Genomic DNA, 25,658 nt, shown 5'->3' with positions numbered 1-25,658 from the left:
GGGCGGCGTCCAGTCAGGACCGTTGTCGGACCTGCAGGCGGCGGTCAGACCTGCAGGCGGCGGTCGACGGCGTCAAGGATCTCGGTAACGGCGTCGTCGACGGGGACGCCGTTGCGCTGGGAGCCGTCGCGGAAGCGGAAGGAGACCGCGCCCTTGGCCACGTCGTCGTCGCCGGCCAGCAGCATGAAGGGGACCTTCTGCTTCTGCGCGGTGCGGATCTTCTTCTGCATCCGGTCGTCGGAGGCGTCGACCTCCACCCGGATGCCGCGGGCGGCCAGGCGCGCCGCGACGTCGTCCAGGTAAGGGACGTGCTCGTCGGTGATCGGGATGCCGACGACCTGCACGGGGGCGAGCCACGGCGGCAGGGCGCCGGCGTAGTGCTCCAGCAGGATCGCGAGGAAGCGCTCGATCGTCCCGAACAGCGCCCGGTGGATCATGAACGGGCGCTGACGGGTGCCGTCGGCGGCCTGGTACTCCAGGTCGAAGCGCTGCGGCAGCTGGAAGTCGACCTGGATGGTGGACAGCTGCCAGGTGCGGCCGATCGCGTCACGGGCCTGCACGGAGATCTTCGGGCCGTAGAACGCGCCGCCGCCCGGGTCCATGACGAGCTCGAGGTCCTGCTTCTGCGCGGCCTCACGTAGCAGGTCGGTCGCCTCGGCCCATTCCTCGTCGGTGCCGACGGCCTTGCCCTCGGGACGAGTCGACAGCTCCAGGTAGAAGTCGTCGAGGCCGTAGTCGCGCAGCAGGCCGAGAACGAAGGTCAGTGTGCTGTCGAGCTCGGTGGGCAGCTGTTCGCGGGTACAGAACAGATGGGCGTCGTCCTGGGTGAGCCCGCGCACCCGGGTCAGGCCGTGCACCACGCCGGACTTCTCATACCGGTAGACGGTGCCGAACTCGAACAGCCGCAGTGGCAGTTCCCGGTACGACCGGCCGCGCGACCGGTAGATCAGGATGTGCATCGGGCAGTTCATCGGCTTGAGGTAGTAGTCGGTGCCGCCGTCGAGCTGCATGGGCGGGTACATGCCGTCGGCGAACCAGTCGAGGTGCCCGGAGATCTCGTACAGATCCGACTTGGTGATGTGCGGGGTGTTCACGAACGAATACCCCGCCTCGATGTGCCGGCGGCGGGAATAGTCCTCCATGGCGGTGCGAATGGCGCCGCCCTTGGGGTGGAACACCGACAGACCCGGGCCGATCTCGGTCGGGAACGAGAACAGGTCGAGCTCGGCGCCGAGGCGGCGGTGGTCGCGCCGCTCGGCCTCCGCCAGGCGGGTCTGATAGTCCTTGAGCGCCTCGCGCGACTCCCAGGCGGTGCCGTAGATGCGCTGCAGCTGCGGGTTCTTCTCGCTCCCCCGCCAGTAGGCGGCGGCCGAGCGCAGCACGGCGAACGCCGGGATGGACCGGGTGCTCGGCACGTGCGGGCCGCGACAGAGGTCCTTCCAGCACTGCTCGCCGGTCTTCGCGTCGAGGTTGTCGTAGATGGTCAGCTCACCGCCGCCGACCTCGACACTGGCCTCCGCGTCGTCACCGGCGCTCGACTTCAGCCCGATGAGCTCGAGCTTGTACGGCTCGTCGGCGAGCTCGGCGCGCGCCTGCTCGTCGGTGACGACCCGACGGGAGAAACGCTGCCCGGCCTTGATGATGGCCTGGGCCTTCTTCTCGATGGCCTTCAGGTCGTCCGGGGTGAACGGGGTCTCGACGTCGAAGTCGTAGTAGAAGCCGTTCTCGATCGGCGGGCCGATGCCGAGCTTCGCCGCCGGGAACAGCTCCTGTACCGCCTGCGCGACGACGTGCGCGGCGGAGTGGCGCACGATCGCGCGGCCGGCCGGCGAGTCGACGGCGATCGGCTCGACGACGGCGCCGTCGACCAGGACGTGTGCGAGATCACGCTGCTGGTCGTCGACGAGAGCGGCGATGACGGCACGGTCCTCGGCGAACAGTTCGGCGGCCGTCGTCCCGGTCGGCACCACCCGCGACTCACTGCGCTGGTCATGCTGGACGGTAACGCGGACGTCGGACACCGAGAGTCTCCTGTATGCGGTAGGACGCGTGCGCGGGGTTCGCCCCGCGGGTGGCGTGTCGCCAGCCGGCGGGCGGCCCCACGGCGGGCCTTCCTGGCCCGACCGCGATGCTACTCGTGCCCGCGCGCGACTCCCATCGGATTTGTACTCAGGGTGACGAGCCCGCGGCGTCCCGGCCGTTGTCGGACGAGAGACCCGCGCCGCTCTGCCCGCCCACCGGGTAGGGATCGCCCACCCGGTACAACCCGCCGACCGGGTAGGGGCCACCGACGGTGTACGGCCCGCCCACCCGGTACGCGACACCGGCTCTCCCGGCACCGTCGACCGTGCCGTCCGCGCGCGGCCCGCCCTCGCCTGGGCCGTCCTCCCCGGAACCGCCCTCGCCCGCGCCGCCATCCGTGACCGGACCGTCCTCGCCCGGATCGCCATCCTGACGGTCGCCCTCCGGCGGGTCGCCCGCACCGCCGCGGGCGGCGCCGTCACGGGCGCGGATGCCGTCGAGAAGCACGTCGACGATCCGGCCGATGCGGGTGCCACTCACCTCCCGGTCGCCGCTCATGTACTGCCGGTAGACGACCGGGCCGACGAGCATGTCCACGACGAGGTCGACGTCGACGTCGGCGGCGAGCTCCCCGCTGGCGACGGCGCGCCGCAGCAGCTCGGCCGCGTGCCGGCGGGTCGGCTCCACTACCCGCTGGGAGTAGGCGGCGAACAGCTCCGGGTGGGCGGACCGCTCGGCGGCCAGCTTCGGCATGATCAGCCCGGCCAGCGTCTGGATGTTGCGCCGGCGCAGCGCGTTGAGCCAGGCCACCAGGTCGTCGCGCAGCGAGCCGGTCTCCACCGCCTCGACGTCGTCGGCCAGCGTGTCCAGCGCGTCGGCGATGAGGGCGTCCTTCGTCGGCCAGCGCCGGTAGACCGTCGCCTTGCCGACCCCGGCGCTGGCCGCCACGGCCTCCATCGACAGCCGGGTGAACCCGGCCGTGGCCAGCTCCCGCAGCGCCGCGTCGAGGATCGCCTCGTCACAGCGGGGATCGCGGGGCCGCCCGGGCGCCCGCGATCCGCGCACGCCGGACGGCGCGCGATCCGACGGCCGGCGCGGCTGCGGCGGGTGCGCGTCCTGGAGCGTCATGGAACGCGCCGCCCGCTCGCCCTGCCCGTCCCATCGCCATGCCGGTGCATCCGCATGGATTGGCCACCCGCCACCTGTTCGCGCCGCACGTTCCTGTCGCATTTCAAGATCAGCATACGTGCCTCCGGCCGCAGACGCATCCGTTGTCGATGGCAGCGGGAGTGTCGTGCCCCGTGGTTGCCCAGGTGGGGCGATCGGGTCGCCCCGGGGAGGGGTCCATCCGCCAGGTCGCGCGGCCGCAGCGGGCCCACGGCGCGGCCCGGCATGGGTGGCGCCACGGTGGCAGCATGGACAGCACGCCGGGACGCCCAGCGCCCGGACGGACCCCTCAGGAGTGCTCATGACGTCGTCAGGCACCAACTCCCCCGAGACATCGGCCCCATCCCACCCGACGGCTCCCGCGGACGCGGCGGCGACGCTGTACGGCGCGCCGGCCGAACCCCGCCAGCCGCGCCGCTCGCGATTCACCGTCCGTGACGTCGCCGCCGCGAAGAGCCGGGGTGAGAAGTGGGCGATGCTCACCGCCTACGACTTCACCACCGCCTCGGTGTTCGACGACGCCGAGATCCCCGTCCTGTTGGTCGGCGACTCGGCCGCCAATGTCGTCTACGGCTACGACACCACCGTGCCGGTCACGGTCGACGAACTGATCCCGCTGGTCCGCGCGGTGGTGCGCGGCGCGCCGCACGCGATGGTCGTCGCCGACCTGCCCTTCGGCTCCTACCAGGCCGGGCCCGTCCAGGCTCTGGAGACGGCCACCCGCTTCCTCAAGGAGGCTGGCGCGCACGCGGTGAAGCTGGAGGGCGGCGCGCGGGTCGCCCCCGCGGTCGAGGCGCTGACCGGCGCGGGTATCCCGGTCATCGGGCATCTGGGCCTGACCCCGCAGAGCATCCACACGCTGGGCGGCTACCGGGTCCAGGGACGTGACGAGGCCGGCGAGGTGCTTCTCGCCGACGCGCGGGCGATCGAGGCGGCGGGAGCGTTCGCCGTCGTGCTCGAGGTGGTGCCGGCGGATCTCGCCGCCCGGGTCACCAAGGAACTGCGCATCGCCACGGTCGGGATCGGCGCCGGCGTGGACTGCGATGCCCAGGTGCTGGTCTGGCAGGACATGGCCGGGCTCAGCGGCGGTCGCACGCCCCGCTTCGTGCGCCGCTTCGCCGACCTGCGCACCGCCCTCGGTACCGCGGCTCGCGCCTACCGCGACGAGGTGCGCGACGGCCACTACCCGACGGTCGAGCACAGCTACTGACTCGAGCTCGGCGACTGATCGGATGACCGGCTGACCCCTCGGGCCACGAAGGCCACGAAGGCCACGAGGGGCCAGCCCGAGCATCCGGCACGGCCGTGCCGGCCGATCTCACACCTGGGCCAGCGCCGCCGCCAACTGCCCCCGGGCCGTCACCAGCGACGGTCCGTACCAGGTCAGCAGGCGCCCGCTGACGCACACCGCCGGCGCGTGGAACGCCTCCGGCCCGTCATCCGGGCCGAAGGCGTACGGCTCGTCGGGCAGCACCACCAGGTCGTGCGGCGCGACATCCGCCGGGTCGAAGCGCGGATAGCGCGCGGGCGAGTCGGCGAGCACGTTGTCCACGCCGAGGCGGCGCAGCACGTCGCCGGTGAACGTGTCCCGGCCGACGGCCATCCACGGGCGGCGCCAGATCGGCACCAGGGCACGCCGCCGCGGGCCGGGAGGTGCCGCCGAGGCCCACACGGCCTGGGCCTCGTCCAGCCAGCGGGGCCGCGGGCGGCGGCAGGCCAGCCGGAGCATCCGGTCCAGGCTGGTGAGCGCCTGGGGGACGGTCACGGGGGCGGTCACCCACACCGCGAGCCCCGCGGCGCGCAGGGCGTCGAGGTCGGCCGCCCGGTTCTCCTCGGCGTTCGCGCACACCACGTCGGGCTCGAGCGCGACGATCGCGTCGAGGTCCGGGTTCTTGGTGCCGCCCACCCGGGCGAGGGCGAGGTCCGGCGGGTGGGTGCACCAGCGGGTGGCGCCCACGAGCAGCCCGGGGGCGGTCGCCTCGACCGACTCGGTCAGGCTGGGCACAAGCGAGACGACCCGTTCCACCCGTGCGGGGACCGCCACGAGCAGCCCCAGGTCGTCCCGTGACATGCCGTACCGGTCACACGTCGGTGACACGTAGCCCGGCGTGCGCCTTGTACCGGCGGTTGATCGAGATCAGGTTGGCGGTCAACGCCTCGACCTGGCCGGCGTTGCGCAGCTTGCCGGCGTAGATGCCGCGCATGCCGGGAATCCGCTCGGCCAGCGCCGCGACCAGGTCGGTGGCGGCCCGGTCGTCGCCGAGCACGAGCACGTCGGTGTCGATGGTCTCGACCGACTCGTCGGCCAGCAGTACCGCCGAGACGTGGTGGAAGGCGGCCACGACCGTGCTGTCCGTCAGGACCGCCGCGGCCTGCTGGGCGGCGCTGCCCTCGGGTACCTGCAGGCCGAACGCGCCGCCCTTGTCGAAGCCCATGGGGTTCACGCAGTCGATGACGATCTTCCCGGCCAGGGGGGCGCGCAGCGCCTCGAGGGTCTCCCGGTGGCCCTCCCACGGCACGGCGACGATGATCACGTCGGCGCGCTCCGCGACCGTGGCGTTGTCGGCGCCCTCGATGCGCCTGCCGGGCCCGGCGAGCTTGGCGGCGGCCTCCTGGCCACGCTCGGTGGACCGGGAACCGATCAGCACGAGATGCCCGGCTGCCGCCAGGCGCAGGCCGAGCCCTCCCCCCTGCGGCCCGGAACCACCGAGGATGCCAATCGTCAGGGCGGGGACGTCCGGCGGGACGTGCTGTGTCGCGGTCACCCTGTCATCCTGCCCGACCCGACGCCATGGCGCCCGATCCGGTGACCGCGCGTACATCTGACCTCATACGGGGCCCGGACGGTGGGAGCCGGGCTGTTCACCCTCTGGCGTGACGACCCACCATGCACCTACCCCCTCGCGGACAGCCGAGGGCAATGAGGGACTATGCATGAACAACGGGACAGCTACGTGTCCGACTGATCCACCTCCGGCCGGGCACGCCTCCGACCGGGTCGGCGGGATCCCACACACGTCGCTACCGGCAGAGGAGCAGCGCACGTGACAGACAGCTACAGCCCATGGGCAGCGACCATAGGTGAGCGATCGAGTACGTCCAGCGAGACCTCGGGTGCGTCCGGCAACCCCGGCCGTGCATTGGTCGCAGATGGGCCGTACCGTTCGGTTTCACACGCATCGAGCAGATCTTCCGAGTCAGGCGAGAGAGGTCGAGCAATGGCGGACGTATCGGTTCGCTTCGCGATGACGAACGACAGCGAAGTGGTGCTGAACCTGTCGCTGCCGCAGGCGCTGCGCCTGATGGAGGCGATCGCCCGCAAGGTGGGCGAGACACTGGCCGAGCGCAGCACGCAGGCAGTCGGCGGAGTCGGCGGAGTGCCGACGTCGGCGCCGTCCAACGGCATGCCGAGCCTCGGGCCGTACACACCGTCCTGAGCGGACCCGCCGGCGGTCGCCGCCGGCTTCAGCGCAGAGGGAATGACTCCGTCAGGCGGGTATGGTCCCCGCTCGCTGCCCGGGCGCCGGGGATCCAGCCGCCGCCCGGTGTCGGCGCCGCGGGTGGCCGCGCGGTGAGCGCGCGCGGGTGTGACGTCGCATACACCTCCCGCAGGCGGTCGACGGTCACCAGCGTGTAGATCTGGGTCGTGCTCACGGACGCGTGGCCCAGCAGCTCCTGGACCACCCGAACGTCCGCCCCGCCATCGAGCAGGTGAGTGGCGAACGAGTGCCGCAGCACGTGCGGCGACACCCCCTCGACGCCGGCCGCGGCGGCGGCCGTGCGCAGCACCGTCCAGGCGCTCTGCCGGGACAACCGGTTGCCGCGGCGCGACAGGAAGACCGCCGCCCCCGAGCGGGGCCCCGCGAGCGCCGGCCGACCGGCCCGCAGGTAGTCCGTGATCGCCTCGACCGCGCAGCGGCCCAGTGGGACGACCCGGTCCCGCCCGCCCTTGCCGTGCAGGCGGACGGCGGCGCCGTCCAGATCCAGGTCGTCCACGTCGAGCCCGACGGCCTCGGAGATGCGCGCCCCGGTGCCGTAGAGCAGCTCCAGCAGCGCACTGGCCCGCAGCCGGCGCGCGACCTCCGTCACGTCCGCCTCCGCCGAGGCCGCCGGCCCGGCGATCGCCGCCGCCAGCACGGCGCCGACCTGGTCGACGGTGAGCGCCTTCGGCAGCCTGCGCGGCGGCGCGGGCGGGCGCACCGGCCGCGACACGTCCTCGCTGACGTCACCCTCGTCGGCGGCGAAGCGGTGCAGCGAGCGCACCGCCACGAGCATGCGCGCCACCGAGGCCGCGGCCAGCGGCTGGTGCGTGTCGTCACCCGAACGCAGCGCCGCGGCGAAACCGGCAACCTCCGCCTCGCCCACCGCGTCCAACGAGCACAGGCCGTGCGCCGACAGATGGTCGAGGTAGCGGCGAAGATCCCGACGGTAGGCGAGGACCGAGTTGTGGGCGAGTCCGCGTTCGCCCTCGAGGTGATGGAGATAGCGAGCGACGACGTTCGCCGGCGGGCACGGGGTGTCCGCCGGCCCGGCCGGCTCGCCGTCCGCTCCCCCGTCGCCGGAGGAGCGCATCCGGAAGGCCTCGCCGCCGCCGGTCACTTCCATCATCAAACGAATAGTAGGACCTGCCCACCGTTGTCGGTGGCTCCCTATCCACATGCCGCGTTTTCATGGCTATTCTGGCGACCTGTGCGGACGGACACCGGGCGGACGGACACCGGGCGGACGGACACCGGGCGGACGGACACCGGATCGTCACGCCTCCCCGCACGGCCCGCGGGCCCGCCGGGCCGCGCCCTGCTGGTCAGGCTCGCCCTGCTGGTCAGGCTCGCTCTGCTGGCTGGGCTCGCCATGCTGGCTGGGATGGGCGTGCTCGCCGGCTGCGATGATTCCGGCGGCAGCGCCGGCGGCGCCCCGCTGCCCGCTCGTCCCGGCACGTCCGGCGGCGATGTGACGGCCACCGGCGAAGCCGGCGTGCCCGGCGCGGACGACTCCCCGGCCGCCGCCCGCACGACCGTCGAGGCCTACTTCCGTGAGATCAACGACGCCACCCGAGGCGGCCGGCTCGCCGCGATCAGCGCGACGGCACTCGCCGGCTGCCAGACCTGCGCCCTGGACGTCGGCGTGAGCCGCTCCCTGCAGCAGCGCGGGCTGCACGCCGACGGTCCCGCCTACGGGCTCGCCGATGTGTCCGCGCAGCCCCGCGTCGGCCTCGTCGCCACCGTGACCTTCACCCTGCGGACAACCACGGTCGGCCTGCTCGACGCCGCCGGGCGCCACGTCGGCGACGCCCCGGGCGTGCCCACCCGGGCCGCCACGGCCGAGCTCGCCCTCACCCAGCGGGGCTGGCGGGTCCAGACCCTGCGCTACGCCCCGGCGCCGGCATGAGCGCGTCCGCACGGCGACTCGGCTCCGTCCTCACCGCCGCGATCCTGCTCGTCGGCGTCCTCGGCCTGGCGAGCCTCGGCGGGGCGCGCCCCGCGGCGGCGGCGCCCGACGGCCGGACCGTCGTGCCGTGCGCGGGCGTGCTCTGGGGCAGCTGCGACACCCGCGCCACCGCCGACGGCTACCAGTACGAGTACCGCAACGGGATGCTGGCGCGCGTTCCCGTGGGCGCCACCGGCCGCAGCGGCGGCCGGGCGGCCTCCTGCGGGCAGAACTGCCCGGACGACCCCGCCGCCGTCTGCGACCTGTACGAGCTCGTCGGCCCCGACCCGGCGATGACCCCCGAGCAGCGTGCCCAGTTCGACCAGACGATGGCGGGATGCAACAACTACCTGCTGCCCGACGCGGCCGGCATCCCCCTCGCCCAGGTGCAGGCCGAGTTGGCCGCCTACCTGCGGGACAGGCTGCTGCCGAAGCCCTCGATCGTCATCGCGCCGTCCGGGCGCAGTATCGCCAACCTGGCCACGATCCTGTACTCGCCGACGCCGCCGTCCTACACGTTCAACGTCGACCAGCCGGTCGTGGCGACCATCAGCGCGGTGCCCCACTACCACTGGGACTTCGGTGACGGCTCCACCGGTCCGGACGCGCCGGGCCGTCCGTACGATGCGGCGATCTCCCCGCGGGACCATCCGGACGCGTACGTCACCCACGGCTACGCACGGCCGGGCCAGTTCCAGGTGACGCTCACGGTCACCTGGAACGGCACGTTCACACTGCCGGGCGTCGCGCAGGCGTTCCCGCTCGAGGCGGTGAACCTGGCCGCCGCGCAGCCCCTCGTCGTCAACGAGGCATCCGGCGTCCTCGTCCACAACGACTGACCAGCTCACCGGCTGACCGGCTGACCGGGTCATTGGTTGACGGAGGCCCGGCGGCCCCGGCTGTCGTGGGCCCGGCTCGTGGGCCGCGGCTCAGCCGTTGTGAGCGGGTCGGCCCGGCCAGGGGGCGTCGAGCGGGCGCAGCCCGGCGAAGTCGTCGGCACGGGCGCGGGCGGCCGCGAGCAGGCCGACGACCGCCATCGCGTTGGTGATCTCGCCGCGCAGCACCCGCGCCACGGCCTCGTCGAGGTCGAACCGGGCGACACTCATCTCGGCCTCCTCGTGCTCCGGAACGTAACGCTCGGCCGCGGGGATCTCACTCAGGTCGCGGGCGAGGAACACGCGGTAGGCCTCGTTGGTCATGCCAGGCGACGACCACACGTCGACGAGCAGGTCATACCGGCCGGCGCGCAGAGCCGCCTCCTCGGCGAGCTCGCGGGCGGCGGCGACGGACGCCGGTTCTCCGGGCACGTCGAGGATGCCGGCGGGCAGCTCCCACAGCGGCCCGCCGACGGGATGGCGGTACTGGTGCACGAGGACGACCTGGCCGGCGTCGTCGAGCGCCACCACGCCGACCGCCCCCGGGTGCACCACGACGTCGCGCTGGGAGACGTCACCGTCCGGCATGCGGACGAGATCCCGCCGCACGGCGATGATCCGTCCCTGGTAGCCGAGCGTACTCTCGGTGACCTCGTAGCGGTGCCCCGCGGCGGTCACGGCGACACCAGGGCCGCGGTGCCGTTGGCGGTCGGCCCCGGGTGGGCCTCGTCCCTCGTTCCGCCGGCCGCGGAGCCGTTCCTGCCCCGCGCGCTCTTCGGCGCCTTGCCGCCGGCCCTGGCGCCGTCGCTCACGGCCTCATGGTCGACGGTGTGCCCGTCGCCGCCGTCCCCGCGGGTGTCGTCCGCGACCGTGCTCGCGTCGGACAGGTCGACCGGCAGCACACCGCGTCGCCGGTCGGCGTGGACGAGCGCGGCCGCGACCAGGCCGCGGAACAGCGGATGGGCCCGCGTCGGCCGGGAGCGGAACTCCGGATGCGCCTGGGTACCGACGTAGTAGGGATGCACGTCCGCCGGCAGCTCCACCACCTCGACGAGGCGGCCGTCCGGCGAGGTGCCGGAGAACACCAGGCCGGCGGCGGCGAGCCGGTCGCGGTAGTCGTTGTTGACCTCGTACCGATGCCGGTGGCGCTCGGCGACCTCCGGCGCGTTGTACTCGCGCCGGGCGACCGTGCCCGGGCCGAGCGCGCAGGTGTAGAGGCCGAGGCGCATCGTCCCGCCCATGTCCCGGGTGCCGGCGACGACCTCGTGCTGATCGGCCATCGTGGAGATCACCGGATGGGGGGTGTCGGGCTCGAACTCGGTGGAGTTCGCGCCGGCGAGTCCGGCGAGGTCCCGCGCCGCCTCGATGACCATGCACTGCAGGCCGAGGCAGATCCCGAGCGTCGGGATCCGGCTCTCGCGGGCGTGGCGCAGCGCCGACAGCTTGCCCTCGATGCCCCGCACCCCGAACCCGCCTGGGACGATGATCCCGTCGACGCCGTCGAGCAGCGCCGCGGCCCGCTCCGGCGAGGCGCACTCGTCGGAGGTGATCCAGCGCAGCTCGACCCGGGTGTCCGTGGCGAACGCGCCGGCCCGCAGCGCCTCGGTGACCGACAGGTACGCGTCGGGCAGGTCGACGTACTTGCCGACGATGCCGATGGTCGCCGTGTTCGCCGGCTGGTGAACCCGGCGCAGCAGCGTGTCCCACTCCGTCCAGTCGACGTCGCGGAACGACAGCCCGAGCCGGCGCACCACGTAGGCGTCGAGCCCCTCCCGGTGCAGCACCCGGGGGATGTCGTAGATCGAACTCGCGTCGGGCGCGCCGACGACGGCCTCGTCGTCGACGTCACACATCATCGCGATCTTCTTCTTCAGCGAGTCCGGCAGCGGCCGGTCGGAGCGGCAGACCACCGCGTCGGGCTGCAGACCGATGCTGCGCAGCGCGGCGACGGAGTGCTGCGTCGGCTTGGTCTTCAGCTCGCCGGACGGCGCCAGATACGGCACCAGGCTGACGTGCACGGTCAGCGCGTTGTCCCTGCCGACCTCGTGGCGGACCTGGCGGATCGCCTCCAGGTAGGGCAGCGACTCGATGTCACCGACCGTGCCACCGACCTCGGTGATGACGACGTCGACGTGGTCGCCCGCGAGCCGGCGGATCCGATCCTTGATCTCGTCGGTGATGTGCGGGACGACCTGGACCGTCTGGCCGAGGTAGTCGCCGCGGCGCTCGCGGGCGATGACCGCCGAGTACACCTGGCCGGTCGTCACGTTCGCGCTCGCGTCGAGGTTGACGTCGAGGAACCGCTCGTAGTGACCGATGTCCAGGTCGGTCTCGGCCCCGTCGTCGGTGACGAACACCTCACCGTGCTGGAACGGGTTCATCGTGCCCGGGTCGACATTGAGGTACGGGTCGAGCTTCTGCATCGTGACACGCAGACCACGCGCCTTGAGCAGTCGACCGAGGCTGGAGGCGGTCAGTCCCTTGCCGAGACTCGACGCAACCCCGCCGGTGACGAAGATGTGCTTGGTGACATGCACCTGGCCCACGCGAAACTCCCGTGGTCACGCCGCCGGTCCGGACCCGACGCCTCCACGGGTCTTCACGGTAACAGCTTCCGAGTGGTCCGTTGCCGTCCGATCGTCGGTTCGCCGACTCCCCGAGGCCAGCCCGGGAGTCTGGACACCATGCGGACGGCCACGCGCAACGGACCGGACGACCACCTGTCGATCAGCACCGGCACCACCGCCGCCGGGCCACGACACCGTTCGGGCCGCGCCGGGTGACCGCTCGCCCTTCCCATCATCGCGACAAATGTCCGGATACATCGAGCCTACCCACCGGCGCCCAGAATACGAAAGCATCACGTTCTCCTGTCGGAGCTTCGGCGCGGCCGACGGCATTCGCACCGCGCATCATCGACCGCCCTGCCACGCACTTCCTGACTCGAATACATGTTCGATAGTAGCGCGCCGAATCGCCGCTGACAATGACGCCCACTGGCGGCGCTCCGCCGGAGCCGACGAACACGACCTCAAACATTCGCGAGCGTCACCACATGGCGGTGAGACACGACCACACCCGCGACGAGAAGGATGGGAGTCGGCGTCGACCGGCGTCGCCGTCAGGGCTTCCACCCAGGCACGGCTGGACCTTCCGACAGCATCGCCACATGATCACGAAGCCGATCGCGACAGACGACATCAACAGGAAGCGCCGGAGAAAAGATCACAGGAGCGGTGGGATCCCGGGGCAGGCCAAATCTGGCTCCCCGCCGCTTCTAATTTATAGCGCACCCTGGGGCTTGCGGCAAGACCCGGGGCATGCCGCAGAATCGCCAACCAGAGTCGTCGCCAGCGGAACAGGAGTCACCACGTGCACGTGTCGCCGTCGACATATGGGTCCCGCGCGGGCCTCGCACCGCGCCGCGGGCGCACCAGGATGTGCGTGTGAACCATCTCACCACCAGCGCGTTCCGCCTTCCCGCCCAGCTGGCCGCCAAGGCCGACCCGGGGCTGATCGCCGACGACGAGCGGTATTTCGCCGCCCTCGCGAGGACCCTGGCGCAGTCGATCGCCGACCTGTCCGACCGTCTCGACGTGGTGCGCCGGGCACCCGGCGGCGCCGGCCAGCAGGCGTTGGAACGCGATCTCGAGATCCATCGGCTGACCGCCCGCCTGCGCGCCCTGCGCCGGTTCGGCCTGGACCTGTGCCTGGGACGCATCGTCCACTCCGAGCGCCCCGAGCCGGTGTACATCGGACGGCTCGGTCTCACCGACAGCGACGGCCACCGACTGCTGCTCGACTGGCGGGCGCCGGCCGCGGAGCCGTTCTTCGGCGCCACGCACGCCCGGCCGATGGGCCTGGCCAGCCGCCGCCGCTACCGCTGGACCCGCGGACGGATCAGCGACTACTGGGACGAGGTGTTCACCCCGGACGGATTCGACGGACACGCCGCGCTCGACGACCAGTCCGCGTTCATCGCGAGCCTCGGCTCCAGCCGGTCGTCCCGGATGCGCGACGTACTCGGGACCATCCAGGCCGACCAGGACGCCATCATCCGCGCGGGCTCCGACGGCGCGCTCGTCGTCGACGGCGGCCCGGGCACCGGCAAGACGGTCGTCGCGCTGCACCGCGCGGCGTATCTGCTGCACGCCGACCCCCGTCTCGGCCCCCGTCGGGGCGGCGTGCTGGTCGTCGGCCCGCATCAGCCGTACCTGGCCTACGTCGCGGACGTCCTGCCGAGTCTCGGCGAGGAGAGCGTGCGGACCTGTACCCTGCGCGACCTCGTCGCCGAAGGGGCGACGGCGGTGCCGGAGCCCGACGCGGAGGTGGCCCGCCTGAAGTCGTCCGCGGACCTGGTGCGCGCGATCGAGGCGGCCGTACTGTTCTACGAGGAGCCGCCGGGCGAAGGTATGACGGTCACCACTGACTGGTCCGATCTTCGGCTCAGCGTCGACGACTGGGCCGAGGCGTTCGGCGCACCGGATCCCGGCACCCCCCACAACGAGGCACGTGGCCAGATCCTCGACGAACTGATCATGATCCTCGCGGACAGGCTCGGTGATGCGACCGAGGCCGACGGCGTCCCGGCGGACGAGGTCCACCGGTCCCTGCGGCGCAACCGGCAGCTGATCACGGCCCTGAACAGGGCCTGGCCGATGATCGAGGCGGCGGATCTCGTCGCCGACCTGTGGTCGGTTCCCGCCTATCTACGCAGGTGCGCGCCCTGGCTGAGCCCCGAGGAGGCGCGCGTGTTGCGCCGCCCGCACACGCACGCCTGGACGGAGGCCGACCTGCCGCTGCTGGACGCGGCCCGCCAGCGCCTGGGTGACCCGCGGGCCGCCCGGCGCAGGCGCCGGCGCGACGCCGCGCTCGCCGCCGAACGCGACCACATGACCAGAGTCGTCGACAACCTGCTCGCGGCCGACGACGACGGCGAGGGGGCGATCACGATGCTGCACGGACGGGATCTGCGCGACGCCCTGGTCGACGAGGCCGCGTCGCCGGGCACCGACGCGGATCTGCTCGCCGGCCCGTTCGCGCACATCGTCGTCGACGAGGCCCAGGAGCTGACCGACGCGCAGTGGCAGATGCTGCTCCTTCGCTGCCCGTCGCGGAGCTTCACGATCGTCGGGGATCGTGCCCAGGCCAGGCGCGGCTTCCCGGAGTCGTGGCGGGAGCGACTCGAGCGGATCGGACTCGACCGGGTGACCCTCGCCGCCCTGACCATCAACTACCGGACGCCCCGCGAGGTCATGGAGCAGGCCGAGCCGGTCATCCGGGCGGCCCTCCCGGACGCCAACGTGCCGACCTCCATCCGCGGCACCGGCGTCCCCGTCGCGTACGGGTCGGTATCGGAGCTGGCGCCGACCCTCGACACATGGCTGGCCGACCACCCGGAGGGAACCGTCTGCGTGATCGGCGACTCCGCGTTCCAGGCCACGTTCCCGCAGCGGCCTCGCGTCCGGTGTCTGACCCCGGACCTGTCGAAGGGGCTCGAGTTCGACCTGGTCGTCCTCGTCGATCCCGAGTCCTTCGGTCCCGGCGTCGCGGGTGTGGTCGACCGCTACGTCGCGATGACCCGCGCGACCCAGCACCTCGTCATCCTCCGCTCGGAAACCACCGTCCCGCAGGCCCGGACATCGTGACCGGCCCTGGCCCAGGCCCGGGCGGCGGTCGCGGCCACGGCCACGGCCGAGGAGTCTCTCGATGGGGCGGCGACGCTGCTCGCGGGCGCCGGGGCCCTGCTGGTGTGTGCCGGGGCCGGGATGGGCACGGACTCGGGACTGCCGCCGAGGTCCACGGCTCCATCCACCACCTGCAGTGCGCCGGTCCACTCGACGCCCGGCTGAACCCATCGCCCACGCCACCCTGACCACACGACGATCACCAGCCCTGACACCCATGACCACGGTTATCCACAGGATGGGAACACGCGTTCGACAACAGCGGGCGACCCGCCTAACGTCGCGGTATGAAGATCAGCCCGGTGATCCTGCTGGCGACCCGCTTCTGGCTGGTGATCCGCCCGCTGGCCGGCGTCCTGGCCGCCAGCCGCACGCGGCTACGGACGGGACTTGTCGGCCGCGGCCGCGGCCAGCAGCTCCTCGGCGTGACCGCGGGCGAGTGTGCTGTCCTCCTGCCCCGCGAGCATGCGGGACAGCTCGCGGACCCGACCGGCATCGTCGAGTGTGATCACGCCGCTGCGGGTCACCGAGCCGTCGTCAGCCTTGTGCACGACGAGGTGGCGGTCGGCGAACGCGGCGACCTGCGGCAGGTGGGTGATGCAGATGACCTGGTGGGTCCGGGCGAGCCGGGCCAGGCGGCGGCCGATCTCGACGGCGGCGCGACCGCCGACGCCGGCGTCGACCTCGTCGAAGACCATGGTCGAGCCGGTGTCGGCGGCGGCGAGGACCACCTCGATCGCGAGCATCACCCGCGACAGCTCACCGCCGGAGGCACCTTTCTGCACGGGCCTCGCCGGAGCACCGGGATGGGGAATGAGCCGCAGCTCCACCTCGTCGACGCCGGACGGGCCGAAGGCGAGGACCCGCTCGCCGACAGGCAGCCCGGCCGGGTCGTCCCGCTGGGTGACGGCGGCCTGCACGCGGGCGCGGGGCATCGCGAGGCCGGCAAGCTCCGCGGCGACCGCGGCGCCGAAGCGCTCCGCCGCCGCGGTGCGGGCGGCGCTGACCGCGGCGGCGAGCCGGGCGAGCTCGACCGTCAGCTCGTCGCGGCGCGCGGTGAGCGTCTCGGCGCTGTCGCCGGCGCCGTCGATCTCGAGCAGGCGGCGGCCGGCCTGGTCGGCCCAGGCCAGCACGCCGTCGATGTCGGTGCCGTGCGCGCGGGTGAGCGCCGTCAGCGCGGCCTTGCGCTCCTGCGCGTCGGCGAGGCGGACAGGGTCGGCGTCGATACCCTCGGCGTAGGAGGCGAGGTCGGCCGCGACATCGGTCAGGAGCATCCCGACCTCGGTGAGTCGGGCACCGAGCGCGGCGAGTTCGGCGTCGAGATCGGAGTCGCCGGCGATCACCCGACGCGCGGCGGAGACGAGATCGCCGGCGCCGGGGTCGTCGGACCCGGACGCCGGGTCGCTCATCAGCGCCGCGTGCGCCGTGCGCGCGGCGCGGACCAGGGTCTCGGCATGTTCCAGCCGGGACAGCTCGGCATCGAGAGCGACGTCCTCACCCGCGGAGGGCTCCACCCGCTCCACCTCGGCGAGGCCGAGGCGCAGCAGCTCGGCCTCCTGCTCGCGCTCTCGCGAACGCTCGGTGATCTCCGCGAGTGCCCGGCTGACCCGGTGCAGGTCGGCGTGGACGACGCCGTAACGGGCCAGCGGCTCGGCGACCGCGTCGCCGGCGAAGCGGTCCAGCGCCATCCGTTGGGTGGACGGGCGCAGCAGCCGCTGCGCCTCGGACTGGCCGTGCACCGCGATGAGCTCCTCGGCGATCTCCCCAAGCACGCTCGCCGGTACCGAACGGCCCGCCACCTGCGCGCGGGAACGTCCCTCGGATGTCAGTGTCCGGCCCACGACCAGCACGGCGCCGCCAGGGTCGTCGTCGAGGTCACCGCCGACGTCGCGGACCCGGGCGGCGACCGCGGAGTCGGCCGGGATGACCAGCCGCCCCTCGACGAACGCCCGCTCGACGCCTGGCCGGACAAGGCCGTAGTCGGCCCGGCCCCCCGTGAGCAGGCCGAGCCCCTGCACGATCATGGTCTTGCCGGCGCCGGTCTCGCCGCTGACCACGGTGAGGCCGGCCGCGAGGTCGAGGGCAGCGTCGTCGATGACCCCGAGGCCGCGGATGCGAATCTCCTCGAGCACGCCCCGAACTCTAGCCGCACCACACCATTCCCCGACATCGTCCGACCCGACAACCCGCGGCACCGCCATGGCTCAGCGCCCGTTGCGTCCCCGCCATCCCGCGACCGGCAGGCCGAACTTGGCGACGAGCCGGTCGGTGAACGGCAGCGGGCGCACCACCGCGAGCCGGACCGGGCGGGCGCCCCGAGCCGCTTCCACCCGCGACTCGGGCGGCACCTCGGCGAGCCGCCGGCCATCGCAGTACAGGATCCCCGGCACGGGCTCCACGACCTCCACGGCGACGGTCGAGCTCGGGGCGAGCACCAGTGGCCGGGCGAACAGGGCGTGCGCGCTGATGGGCGCGACGAGCAGGGCCTCCACCCCCGGCCACATCACCGGCCCGCCAGCGGAGAACGCGTAGGCCGTCGACCCCGTGGGCGTCGAGCAGATCACGCCGTCGCACCCCCACCGGGACAGCGGTCGGCCATCGATCTCCAGGACACACTCGAGCATCCGGGCCCGCTCGGCCTTCTCCAGCGACATCTCGTTGAGTGCCCACCCGGTGTAGGTGATCTCACCGCGGCGGCGGACCGTCACGTCCACGGTCATCCGATCCTCCACCGTGTAGTCCTTGCGGACAACGTGGTCGATGGTGGATTCCAGCGCGTCCGGCTCGGCCTCGGCCAGAAATCCGACATGCCCGAGGTTGACGCCGAGCAGCGGGACGTCGGCGGTGCGCGCGAACTCGGCGCCCCGCAGCAGGCTGCCGTCCCCGCCGAGGACCATCACCAGCTCCACCCCGACCGCCGCGTCGTCATCGTTCGTGACGACGGTGGCGCCGGTGAGCTCAAGCATGTCGGCCTCGTCGCGCAGCACCCGCGGTGCGATTCCCGCGGCGGCCAGACCCTCGAGCACGCGCCGCGCGCTCTCGCGCACCACCGATCGGCGCGGATGGGTGACGACAAGGATCTCCCGTGTCATGCCCGTCACCTCGACCGGCCGGCACGATGCCCGGGGGCGGCCGCGGCGCCCGCGCCGTCCCTCGAACCCGCCGGGCCGTCCTCGATCGCCCGGGCGAGCGCGGCCTCGTCGAGGGGCGGCGCGCCCGCGGCGAGCCACAGCAGGTACTCGACGTTTCCTGCCGGACCCGGCAGCGGACTCGCCGTCACCCCCCGCGTGCCAAGGCCCAGCACGGCCGCCGAAGCGGCGACGTCGCGCACGGTCTGCGCGTGCAGGGCCGGGTCACGGACGACACCGCCGGCGCCCAGCCGCTCCCGGCCGACCTCGAACTGCGGCTTGACCAGCAGCACGAAATCGGCGTCCGGCGCCGCGCAGGCACGCAGCGCCGGCAGCACCAGCGCCAGCGAGATGAACGACAGGTCGCCGACGACCAGCTCGGCGGGATCGCCGACCTCCTCCGGGGTCAGTGCGCGGGCGTTGACCCGGTCCAGTACCCGCACCCGCGGATCCGACCGCAACCGCCACAGCAACTGGCCATATCCGACATCGACCGCGACGACGGACGCGGCGCCATGGCGCAGCAACACGTCCGTGAATCCGCCGGTGGAGGCGCCGACGTCGAGACAGCGCCGCCCGGCCACGGAAAGCCTCACCTGCCCGCGTTCCTCCGGCTCGGCGGTCGGCTCGGCGGTGTCGCCGTCGGGTTCCGTGGCCCCCGGCAACGGGGGAACGCCGAACGCCGCGAAGGCGCCGAGGAGCTTGTGCGCGCCGCGGGATGCCCAGCCGGGGTCGTCCCCGGCGGCCAGGGCAATCGAGGTCGAACCGTCGACGACCGTCGCCGCCTTCGTCGCCGGTATACCGCCGACCAGCACCCGTCCGGCGCTGATCGCGTCGACGGCCTGTTCTCGGGAGCGCGCCAGACCGCGCCGGACCAGCTCGCTGTCCAGACGTACGCGCCGGGACGCCATCTTCCCGCCCGGCTCAGCGGGTCGGGCGGGCCGCGCCGGGCCCGGGCCGCGGCCCGCCAGCACCAGCGGCCGGCACGGCGGTGGAGCCGGAGCCGTCCAGGTCGGCGAGGGCGTCGGCCAGTCGACGGTTCATCTCCTCGAAGACCTCCACGTGCGCGGACGTCGGCAGGACATCGAGGGCGTCCAGCCGGGTCAGGGCGTCCCGGATCTCGGCGGGCAGGTTGTCGGTGCTCACTCTGTCAGCCTCCCGTACTTTCCGTCGATGATGCGACGGTCCGGCGTGACGCGCCCCGTGCGACGTATCTCATGGACCGCCCGCGCCCGCGGCGCCCTGGACATGACCGGACCGGACCTCGTCGCTGCGCGGTGCGGGTACGGGGAGGCACCATGGGAGAGCCCACCTCGCGGGAACGTCCACAACCGACCGAAACGAACGAGAATTACTGAAACGATCCGAAATGACCGGAAGGAGGCCAGATCCGCCGATGGCCGACAGGTCGCAGTGCCTGGCCGCACTCCAGGCCATCGCCACCAGGCTGGACGTGCTCGCCGCGCAGGGGCGCCCGCCGCGCGCCCCGGACCGGCGCATCGTCTGCCGCGTCCCCGATCTCGGAACCGCCTTCCACGGCGAGCTGCGCGACGGCTGCCTGCGCGACCTCGGCGAGGGCCCCCGCGACGACGCGCAGATCGTGCTGACCGTCGCCAGCGACGACCTCGTCGCCCTCACCGAGGGCCGACTGTCGGTGCTCACCGCCTGGCGCAGCGGTCGACTCGTGGTCGACGCGAGCGTCCGTGACCTGCTGCGCGTGCGTTCCCTGCTCTGAGGCCGCGCACCGCAACGTCAGCGACGGCTGGCCGGAGCTGCCAGGTCGGAGCAGCACGCGGGGCGCTGCGCGGCGATCGTGTGCACGGCGGCGCCGTCGTCGGCGGCGGCCCAGGCCGCGGTGCAGGCAGCGCGAGCGGCGTCGAGGTCAAGGTCGTCCGCCGGCGGTTCTGGCCCGGCCTGCGTGCCCCCGGCCGGGGTGACGGGCGACCAGCTCAGCACGCCGTCCTCGACCCGGGCGAGCCAGGGCCCACAGCACGCGGCATGCGGGCCGGCCGCTGGAACGCGGCCCGCGGCCGGCGCGGGACGCAGCAGGCCACGCAGGTCGGCTGCCAGGTAGGTCGGCCGGTGCGGGGGCGACGCGGCGAGCAGGTCCGAAAGGGTGGTGACACCGGTGAGGACGAGCAGGGTCGGAGTGCCCGAGCGCGTGCCGGCCTCGATGTCGGTGTCGAGCCGGTCGCCGACGATGATCGGCTGGCGGGCGCCGCTGCGGCGCATCGACTCCTGGTGCATCGCCACCTCAGGCTTGCCGGTGACAAGAGGATCACGATCGGTGGCGGATCGCAGCAGCGCCGCGATCGACCCGTTCCCCGGCGCGATGCCCCGCTCGGACGGCACGGTGCGGTCGGCGTTGCTCAGCACCCACCAGGCGCCGGCCCGGATCGCGTAGGCCGCCTCGGCGATCCGAGCGTACGTCAGCTCCGGATCGAAGCCCTGGACGACCGCGGCCGGCTCGTCGTCGGCGCTGTCGACCGGCGTCAGCCCCTCCTCGACGACCGCCTGGCGCAGCCCGCGTCCGCCCAGGACCAGAACCCGCGCGCCGGCCGGCAGACGCGCGGCAAGCACGTGCGCCGCGGCCTGTGCCGAGGTGACAACGTCCTCGGCCGTCGCCGGCACCCCGAAGCCGGTCAGCCGCGCGGCGACCTCGGCCGGCGGGCGCAGGGCGTTGTTCGTCACGTAGATCGTGCGCAGACCGCGCCGGCCGGCCGCGGCGATGGCGTCCGCGGCGTGCGGCACAGCCGAACCCCCGCGGTTGACGACCCCGTCAAGATCCATCAGGGCGACGTCGAACAACGCGGCGAGCGGGCCGTCGGTGCCGCGCAGGGGTTCGGCGCCGGCGGCGGCGCGTGGGCGCGCCACCAGGCCGGCGTCAGGCAGGTTCATGCTCGGGCCAGCGCCGCACGGGCACCGCGCAGGGCGACACCGTAATGGCGGATGTCCGGACGCATCGCGACCGCCAGGGCGAGATGCTCGACCGCCGCGCGCAGATCGCCGATCTTGCGCGCGGACAGGCCGAGCCCGAACTGCGCGTAGTCATCGGTGGGATGGCGGTCGACGATCCAGGCGAACGTCTCCCGGGCAGCCAGGTACTGGCCGGCGGTGAACTGGGCCCGTCCCAGCGCCTCCCGCACGCTTGGCGACGCGGGCTCGGCCGCGACCGCGTGCGCGAGCAGCTGCACGGCGGCGTTGGCGTTCCCATGGCCGAGCAGAGCCATGCCACGCGTGTACCAGTCGTAGACCTCGCCGGCGGGACCCGTCCGCGCGGGCTCAGGCTGAACCGTGTGGCCCCCGTCCGGAGTCTCCGCCGGGCGGCCGGTCTCGTCAGCCATCTTCACCTCCAGGACATGGCCGAACACCTGTCGCCAACAACGCCGCCGGTGACATCAGTCCCGGTGCCGCGCTCCGCCTCGGCCCGGCGGGCCGTATCGCTCTGGGTAACCGCTCCTCTCACCGGGGGACCACCGGACCGCCTGTACCAGTGTCGCCGCAACGGCCTGTCGGAGGCTCCCTTATCGGATAATGATCACTTTCGGCGCGGCGCGGCGCGCCACCGCCGGTCCCAGGCACGCCCATACGGTGCGTGAGCAGTCCGCCCGCAGCTGCCTGGACGGCGGCGACGCGGCGCGCCGGGACCACCATGGGGCCGAGACGGCGTGCCCGGTGGGCCGGTCATCGCGTCGGGTCGGCCGGGCGAGCGCGATCCGGTCCTACGATGCGCGCATGGAGAACGCCGACACGCCCGTCCCGGTACCGGCCGGCCTTGTCCTGGCCCCCGTGCGGGCGGCCCGCTTCCCGGTGTCCGGGGCGGCGCTCGCCGCACGGACCTCCCCGCCCTACGACGTCATCGACGACGCCGAACGGGCCAGCCTGTGGCAGCGCGACGAACACAACGTGGTGCGGCTGATCCTGCCCGGCGACGACTACGACAGTGCCGATCGCCTCCTGCGGGAATGGCTCGACACCGGTGTGCTGCTCCGCGACGAGACGGCGTCGCTCCACGTCTGCGAGGAGGAGCAGGACGGCCATGTGCAGCGCGGCCTGATCGGCGCCGTCGCACTCGCCGACCCCGAGGCGGGCATCATCCTGCCGCACGAGAACACCATGACCGGGCCGGTCACGGACCGGTTGGCGCTGACCCGGGCGACCCGGGCGAACCTCGAGCCGATCTTCCTGCTCTATGCCGGCGGCGGCGAGACGAGCCGGGTCGTCGCCGAGCTCGTCACGACACCGGCACGGGTGGAGACGACCACCGACGACGGGGTCACCCATCGGCTGTGGACGATCGACGATCCCGCGGTCCTCGCGACCGTCGCCGCCGACCTGCTGCCCCGGCACGCCGTCATCGCCGACGGCCATCATCGTTACGCCACCTACCGGCAGTACCAGGCGGAGCGGCACGCCGCGGGCGACGGCCCGGGCCCCTGGGACTTCGGGCTCGCGTTCCTCGTCGACGCCACCGTCTCCGGCCCGCGCGTGCACGCGATACATCGAGCGGTGGCGGGCCTGCGCCTTGACGACGCCGTACGCCGGGCCGCCGCCGCCTTCAGCGTCCGCCACCTCGCAGGTCCCGACACGGCGAGGGTCGAGGCGTCCGGCGCCGGCGCGCCGGTCAGAACCCCGGGTATCGGGATCGCCACCGGCATCGGTCGGGCCTCGAGCGCGGCCGTCGACCCGCGGCGGCTGCTCGAGATGCTCGCCGACGCGGGAAGGGACGGGCACGCGTTCGCCGTCACCGACGGGGTCTCCGCCTACCTGCTCAGCGAGCCGTCACCGGAGCTGCTCGCCCGCAGCCTGCCAGCGCAGCGCTCGGCGGCCTTCCGCCGCCTCGACGTCACCGTCGCCCACCTGGCTTTGATCGTCGACGTCTGGGGCCTGGCCGACACCGTGGAGGTCGTCGGCTACCACCACGACGCCGCGGCCGCGATCGCCGCCGCGGCGGCGGGCGGCGGCACGGCCCTGCTGCTCAACCCGACACCGGTCACGGACGTCACCGCGGTCGCCGAGGCCGGAGAACGCATGCCTCGCAAATCGACCCTGTTCACGCCCAAACCCCGTACGGGACTCCTGCTGCGCCCGCTGGACTAGCTGGTCGGACCCGTCTCGGTGTCCTCGTCGTCCTCCGCCGGCATGGGCTCGCCGGTGGTGATGAGGTAGGCGCGGGCCGCGGCGTCGGTCTCGCCCTCGTCGATCGCCGCGGTGGAGGTGAACCAGTGCGCCGCCTGCTCGGGACGCCCCGCGGCGAGCAGCGCCTCGGCGTAGGCGTACCAGAGTCTCGCCGTCCATGGCTCCGGCGATCCCTTCGCGGTGGCGAGATCACGCAGCAGGACGACGGCCGCCTCGGGCTGATTGAGATCCCGCCGCGCGCCGGAGACGACGATCAGCAGCTCGGCGCGGGTCTCCGGATCGAGTTCCTCGATCTGTGGATCACGCAGGTAGGCGACGGCACGCTCGGGCCGGCCGAGCCCGCGCTCGCTGTCGGCCATCAGCGGCAGGTTGTGCGCGGAGCCGTCCATGCGCCGCGCGGCGCGCAGCTCGACCAGAGCGGTGCTGTACTCGGCCGCGTGATAGGCGGCGATGCCGACGGCCTCCCGCACCGCGGGCAGGCGCGGCACCCGGTCGGCCGCGGCCCGTGCGTGCGCGAGAGCGGCCGCGGGGTCGTCGTCGAGCAGCAGCGCGGTGGCGACGAGATGGCGCGCGATCGTGTCCGCCATCGAGGATGGCAGGCCTCGCAGCGACCGTCGTACGTCGTGGTCAAGCAGGTCGGCACGTGCCTCGTCGGGAAGCGGCGGTGTCTGCACCCGCGGCCGCCGGCTGCCACCCACGGCCCGCTCCGGGCGGTCCGTGCGCTCCGGACGCCCTGCCCGGGCGCCGGGGCCGGCCGGGCGGTCGCCCCGCTGCGGGCGGCCAGGTCGATCCGGCCGCTTCCCATGGTCGGGGCGCCCGCGATCTCCGGATCCCGTTGACGCTCCCGGACGCCCCTGTGCTCGCGGCGCGACGCCACGATCGGTCGGGGCGCGATCACGATCGACCCGGCCCGGTCCGGCCTGCGGTTCCCGCGAGGTCCGACCGTCCCGCGTCCGCCGAGCATCGGCCGGACGTGACGCCGTCGGCACGTCGCGCTCCACCGGAGTCGCGCGAGCGCTTCTCGACGCGTCGTCACGGTCAGCGCGGCGCGGCTCGCCGACGGTGGGCTCGCGCCTCGGTCCGATCCCGGGGGCTTGGCGCCTGTCGGGCTCGCCCGCCGGGCGTGGCGTGCCTGTGCGGTAGTCGGGCCGGCTGGGACGATCCGGTCGGCGAAGATCGCTGGCCGGACGCGGACGGTCCCTGCCACCCGCGAACCCGCCCCGGGCATCAGCGCCAGGCTGACGACGCGGACCGCTCTGCTGTCGATAGCCGCCCGCAGGGCCACCCCGGCCCTGCGAACTCCCGCCACGTTGCGTCCGGTCCCGGTCGCCGTGCCCAGCGCCGCCGAAGCGACCGCCCGGGTCCCGCCGGGGATGGACCTCGTCGCGCGATGTCGAACTCCGCGCCGGGCTGCTGTCTCGGCGTGGCCGCTCGGGCCGCTCGGAGCGATCACGGAAGGGACGCGGGCCGCCGCGGGCCGCGCCGCTGCCACGCGGCGCGTCCGCGCCGTCGGTGCGTCCGACCTGGCGCGCCCGCCAGGCGGCCTCGGCTGTCACCGCGCGCCCGCCGGAGTCCTCCGCGCCACGGGACGGGGAGCGCTCGGGCCGGCCGGCCACGGGCCTGGCACCGGAACGCCGAAACGAGGTCGAGCTCGCCGCGTCCGCTCCGTCGCCGCGCACCTGGCGCGGCCGACCATCGCGCTGCTGACCCCCACGTGTGCCGGCACCAGAGGCACCCTGACCGGCGCGGAACCGGCCAGGCGCGCCGGTGGAGTCACCGGACCAGCTGCCACGGGACGACCCCGAACCGCGGGCGCCAGCACCTCGGCCCGACGCGGACCCGCCGCCTCGCCACGGACCGCGTTCGGTCTGCTGTGACCGGTCGGAGCGCTGCCGCCGGCCTCCGGCCGCTGGCCCGGATCGGCCGTCGTCGTTCGCTCTGTCTTCCCTCGCCATGAACGGCCGTTCCCCTTCGTTCCGCCTACCCCGGCGGGTCTGCTTTCTGGCCAGGGCGCGCCCGCCACTGGACGACGTCCACAGTACGGGGTGTGCCCGGCGGTGCCGGTCACCGTATCGGTGGCGGGCTCCGGACCGGGGCGGGAACGTCCCTGGAAAAACATGTGGGGCCGTCCCGACCACAGTCGAAACGGCCCCACATATGTAAGTCCGGCGGCGTCCTACTCTCCCACACGGTCCCCCATGCAGTACCATCGG

The 25,658-nt window shown here is 73.5% G+C and carries 21 protein-coding genes; 7 read left to right on the top strand and 14 right to left on the bottom strand.

Annotated features, from left to right (window positions below; genetic code table 11):
- Window positions 1-44 precede the first annotated feature (44 nt).
- Both thrS and C1A33_RS17220 read right to left on the bottom strand, forming a co-directional pair.
- Window positions 45-2,021 carry a threonine--tRNA ligase gene (thrS, locus tag C1A33_RS17225; RefSeq protein WP_101832503.1) on the bottom strand — a complete coding sequence of 659 codons (1,977 nt, stop codon included), beginning with the start codon at window positions 2,019-2,021 and terminating at the stop codon, window positions 45-47.
- A gap of 148 nt (window positions 2,022-2,169) precedes the next feature.
- Window positions 2,170-3,150 (bottom strand): TetR/AcrR family transcriptional regulator, encoded by a 981-nt coding sequence (locus C1A33_RS17220; protein WP_101832502.1) that lies wholly within the window; start codon window positions 3,148-3,150, stop codon window positions 2,170-2,172.
- A gap of 340 nt (window positions 3,151-3,490) precedes the next feature.
- On the opposite strand from C1A33_RS17220, the gene panB reads away from it, so the two are divergent.
- Window positions 3,491-4,399 carry a 3-methyl-2-oxobutanoate hydroxymethyltransferase gene (gene panB, locus C1A33_RS17215; protein ID WP_101832501.1) on the top strand — a complete coding sequence of 303 codons (909 nt, stop codon included), beginning with the start codon at window positions 3,491-3,493 and terminating at the stop codon, window positions 4,397-4,399.
- 108 nt (window positions 4,400-4,507) lie between these two features.
- Here panB and C1A33_RS17210 read toward each other — a convergent pair whose 3' ends face one another.
- Window positions 4,508-5,260, bottom strand: a complete 753-nt coding sequence (locus C1A33_RS17210) for a helical backbone metal receptor (RefSeq protein ID WP_101832500.1) — start codon at window positions 5,258-5,260, stop codon at window positions 4,508-4,510.
- A 10-nt stretch (window positions 5,261-5,270) separates the two neighbouring features.
- Window positions 5,271-5,954 (bottom strand): NADPH-dependent F420 reductase, encoded by a 684-nt coding sequence (gene npdG / locus C1A33_RS17205; protein WP_101832499.1) that lies wholly within the window; start codon window positions 5,952-5,954, stop codon window positions 5,271-5,273.
- Window positions 5,955-6,407: 453 nt separating this feature from the next.
- Between npdG and C1A33_RS17200 the strand changes: the two genes are divergently transcribed.
- Entirely contained in the window at window positions 6,408-6,626 is a 219-nt protein-coding gene (locus C1A33_RS17200) for a hypothetical protein (protein ID WP_009742848.1), read from the top strand.
- 28 nt (window positions 6,627-6,654) lie between these two features.
- On the opposite strand, the gene C1A33_RS17195 is transcribed toward C1A33_RS17200, so the two are convergent.
- Entirely contained in the window at window positions 6,655-7,797 is a 1,143-nt protein-coding gene (locus tag C1A33_RS17195; protein ID WP_207770350.1) for a tyrosine recombinase, read from the bottom strand.
- A gap of 81 nt (window positions 7,798-7,878) precedes the next feature.
- On the opposite strand from C1A33_RS17195, the gene C1A33_RS17190 reads away from it, so the two are divergent.
- Window positions 7,879-8,577: a hypothetical protein gene (locus tag C1A33_RS17190; protein ID WP_243407644.1), complete on the top strand. Its 699-nt coding sequence runs from the start codon at window positions 7,879-7,881 to the stop codon at window positions 8,575-8,577.
- Window positions 8,574-9,455: a PKD domain-containing protein gene (locus C1A33_RS17185; RefSeq protein WP_101832498.1), complete on the top strand. Its 882-nt coding sequence runs from the start codon at window positions 8,574-8,576 to the stop codon at window positions 9,453-9,455. The genes C1A33_RS17190 and C1A33_RS17185 overlap by 4 nt, the downstream gene beginning before the upstream one ends.
- A gap of 90 nt (window positions 9,456-9,545) precedes the next feature.
- On the opposite strand, the gene C1A33_RS17180 is transcribed toward C1A33_RS17185, so the two are convergent.
- Complete coding sequence (locus C1A33_RS17180; RefSeq protein WP_101832497.1) at window positions 9,546-10,169, bottom strand: NUDIX domain-containing protein; 624 nt, start codon at window positions 10,167-10,169, stop codon at window positions 9,546-9,548.
- Window positions 10,166-12,037 (bottom strand): CTP synthase, encoded by a 1,872-nt coding sequence (locus C1A33_RS17175; protein WP_101832496.1) that lies wholly within the window; start codon window positions 12,035-12,037, stop codon window positions 10,166-10,168. The genes C1A33_RS17180 and C1A33_RS17175 overlap by 4 nt, the downstream gene beginning before the upstream one ends.
- Before the next feature lie 900 nt (window positions 12,038-12,937).
- Here C1A33_RS17175 and helR point away from each other — a divergent pair.
- Window positions 12,938-15,139, top strand: coding sequence for an RNA polymerase recycling motor ATPase HelR (gene helR / locus C1A33_RS17170; RefSeq protein WP_101832495.1), 2,202 nt, complete (start codon window positions 12,938-12,940; stop codon window positions 15,137-15,139).
- Window positions 15,140-15,555: 416 nt separating this feature from the next.
- Here helR and recN read toward each other — a convergent pair whose 3' ends face one another.
- The 4 genes from recN to C1A33_RS17150 form a co-directional block, all read right to left on the bottom strand.
- Window positions 15,556-17,310 (bottom strand): DNA repair protein RecN, encoded by a 1,755-nt coding sequence (recN, locus tag C1A33_RS17165; protein WP_101832494.1) that lies wholly within the window; start codon window positions 17,308-17,310, stop codon window positions 15,556-15,558.
- Between the two features lie 72 nt (window positions 17,311-17,382).
- Window positions 17,383-18,270: an NAD kinase gene (locus C1A33_RS17160; protein ID WP_101832493.1), complete on the bottom strand. Its 888-nt coding sequence runs from the start codon at window positions 18,268-18,270 to the stop codon at window positions 17,383-17,385.
- A gap of 5 nt (window positions 18,271-18,275) precedes the next feature.
- Window positions 18,276-19,217 carry a TlyA family RNA methyltransferase gene (locus C1A33_RS17155; protein ID WP_101832519.1) on the bottom strand — a complete coding sequence of 314 codons (942 nt, stop codon included), beginning with the start codon at window positions 19,215-19,217 and terminating at the stop codon, window positions 18,276-18,278.
- 13 nt (window positions 19,218-19,230) lie between these two features.
- Complete coding sequence (locus C1A33_RS17150; RefSeq protein WP_101832492.1) at window positions 19,231-19,452, bottom strand: hypothetical protein; 222 nt, start codon at window positions 19,450-19,452, stop codon at window positions 19,231-19,233.
- Window positions 19,453-19,702: 250 nt separating this feature from the next.
- Here C1A33_RS17150 and C1A33_RS17145 point away from each other — a divergent pair, with 250 nt between their 5' ends.
- Window positions 19,703-20,041, top strand: a complete 339-nt coding sequence (locus tag C1A33_RS17145) for an SCP2 sterol-binding domain-containing protein (protein WP_101832491.1) — start codon at window positions 19,703-19,705, stop codon at window positions 20,039-20,041.
- 17 nt (window positions 20,042-20,058) lie between these two features.
- Here the strand turns inward: C1A33_RS17145 and C1A33_RS17140 are convergent, their stop codons facing one another.
- Together C1A33_RS17140 and C1A33_RS17135 are read right to left on the bottom strand one after the other, a co-directional pair.
- On the bottom strand, window positions 20,059-21,204 hold the full coding sequence (locus C1A33_RS17140; RefSeq protein WP_101832490.1) for an HAD-IIA family hydrolase: 1,146 nt from the start codon (window positions 21,202-21,204) through the stop codon (window positions 20,059-20,061).
- A complete protein-coding gene (locus C1A33_RS17135) occupies window positions 21,201-21,650 on the bottom strand; it encodes a tetratricopeptide repeat protein (RefSeq protein WP_101832518.1) in 450 nt (149 codons plus the stop codon). The genes C1A33_RS17140 and C1A33_RS17135 overlap by 4 nt, the downstream gene beginning before the upstream one ends.
- Before the next feature lie 391 nt (window positions 21,651-22,041).
- Between C1A33_RS17135 and C1A33_RS17130 the strand changes: the two genes are divergently transcribed.
- Window positions 22,042-23,406 carry a DUF1015 family protein gene (locus tag C1A33_RS17130; RefSeq protein ID WP_101832517.1) on the top strand — a complete coding sequence of 455 codons (1,365 nt, stop codon included), beginning with the start codon at window positions 22,042-22,044 and terminating at the stop codon, window positions 23,404-23,406.
- Here C1A33_RS17130 and C1A33_RS17125 read toward each other — a convergent pair.
- A complete protein-coding gene (locus C1A33_RS17125) occupies window positions 23,403-24,143 on the bottom strand; it encodes a hypothetical protein (protein WP_243407643.1) in 741 nt (246 codons plus the stop codon). The genes C1A33_RS17130 and C1A33_RS17125 overlap by 4 nt on opposite strands.
- Window positions 24,144-25,658 lie beyond the last annotated feature (1,515 nt).

The organism is Frankia canadensis (assembly GCF_900197875.1).
GTDB classification, from domain to species: Bacteria; Actinomycetota; Actinomycetes; order Frankiales; family Frankiaceae; genus Frankia; species Frankia canadensis.
This window is presented reverse-complemented; position numbering and strand designations above follow the sequence as displayed.

Coding starts and splice junctions, on each gene's coding strand:
- C1A33_RS17145 (WP_101832491.1), top strand. CDS start 19,703: ATGGCCGACAGGTCGCAGTGCCTGGCCGCACTCCAGGCCATCGCCACC.
- C1A33_RS17185 (WP_101832498.1), top strand. CDS start 8,574: ATGAGCGCGTCCGCACGGCGACTCGGCTCCGTCCTCACCGCCGCGATC.
- C1A33_RS17135 (WP_101832518.1), bottom strand. CDS start 21,650: ATGGCTGACGAGACCGGCCGCCCGGCGGAGACTCCGGACGGGGGCCAC.
- C1A33_RS17160 (WP_101832493.1), bottom strand. CDS start 18,270: ATGACACGGGAGATCCTTGTCGTCACCCATCCGCGCCGATCGGTGGTG.
- C1A33_RS17130 (WP_101832517.1), top strand. CDS start 22,042: ATGGAGAACGCCGACACGCCCGTCCCGGTACCGGCCGGCCTTGTCCTG.
- C1A33_RS17140 (WP_101832490.1), bottom strand. CDS start 21,204: ATGAACCTGCCTGACGCCGGCCTGGTGGCGCGCCCACGCGCCGCCGCC.
- C1A33_RS17200 (WP_009742848.1), top strand. CDS start 6,408: ATGGCGGACGTATCGGTTCGCTTCGCGATGACGAACGACAGCGAAGTG.
- C1A33_RS17210 (WP_101832500.1), bottom strand. CDS start 5,260: ATGTCACGGGACGACCTGGGGCTGCTCGTGGCGGTCCCCGCACGGGTG.
- C1A33_RS17195 (WP_207770350.1), bottom strand. CDS start 7,797: ATGATGGAAGTGACCGGCGGCGGCGAGGCCTTCCGGATGCGCTCCTCC.
- C1A33_RS17220 (WP_101832502.1), bottom strand. CDS start 3,150: ATGACGCTCCAGGACGCGCACCCGCCGCAGCCGCGCCGGCCGTCGGAT.
- C1A33_RS17155 (WP_101832519.1), bottom strand. CDS start 19,217: ATGGCGTCCCGGCGCGTACGTCTGGACAGCGAGCTGGTCCGGCGCGGT.
- panB (WP_101832501.1), top strand. CDS start 3,491: ATGACGTCGTCAGGCACCAACTCCCCCGAGACATCGGCCCCATCCCAC.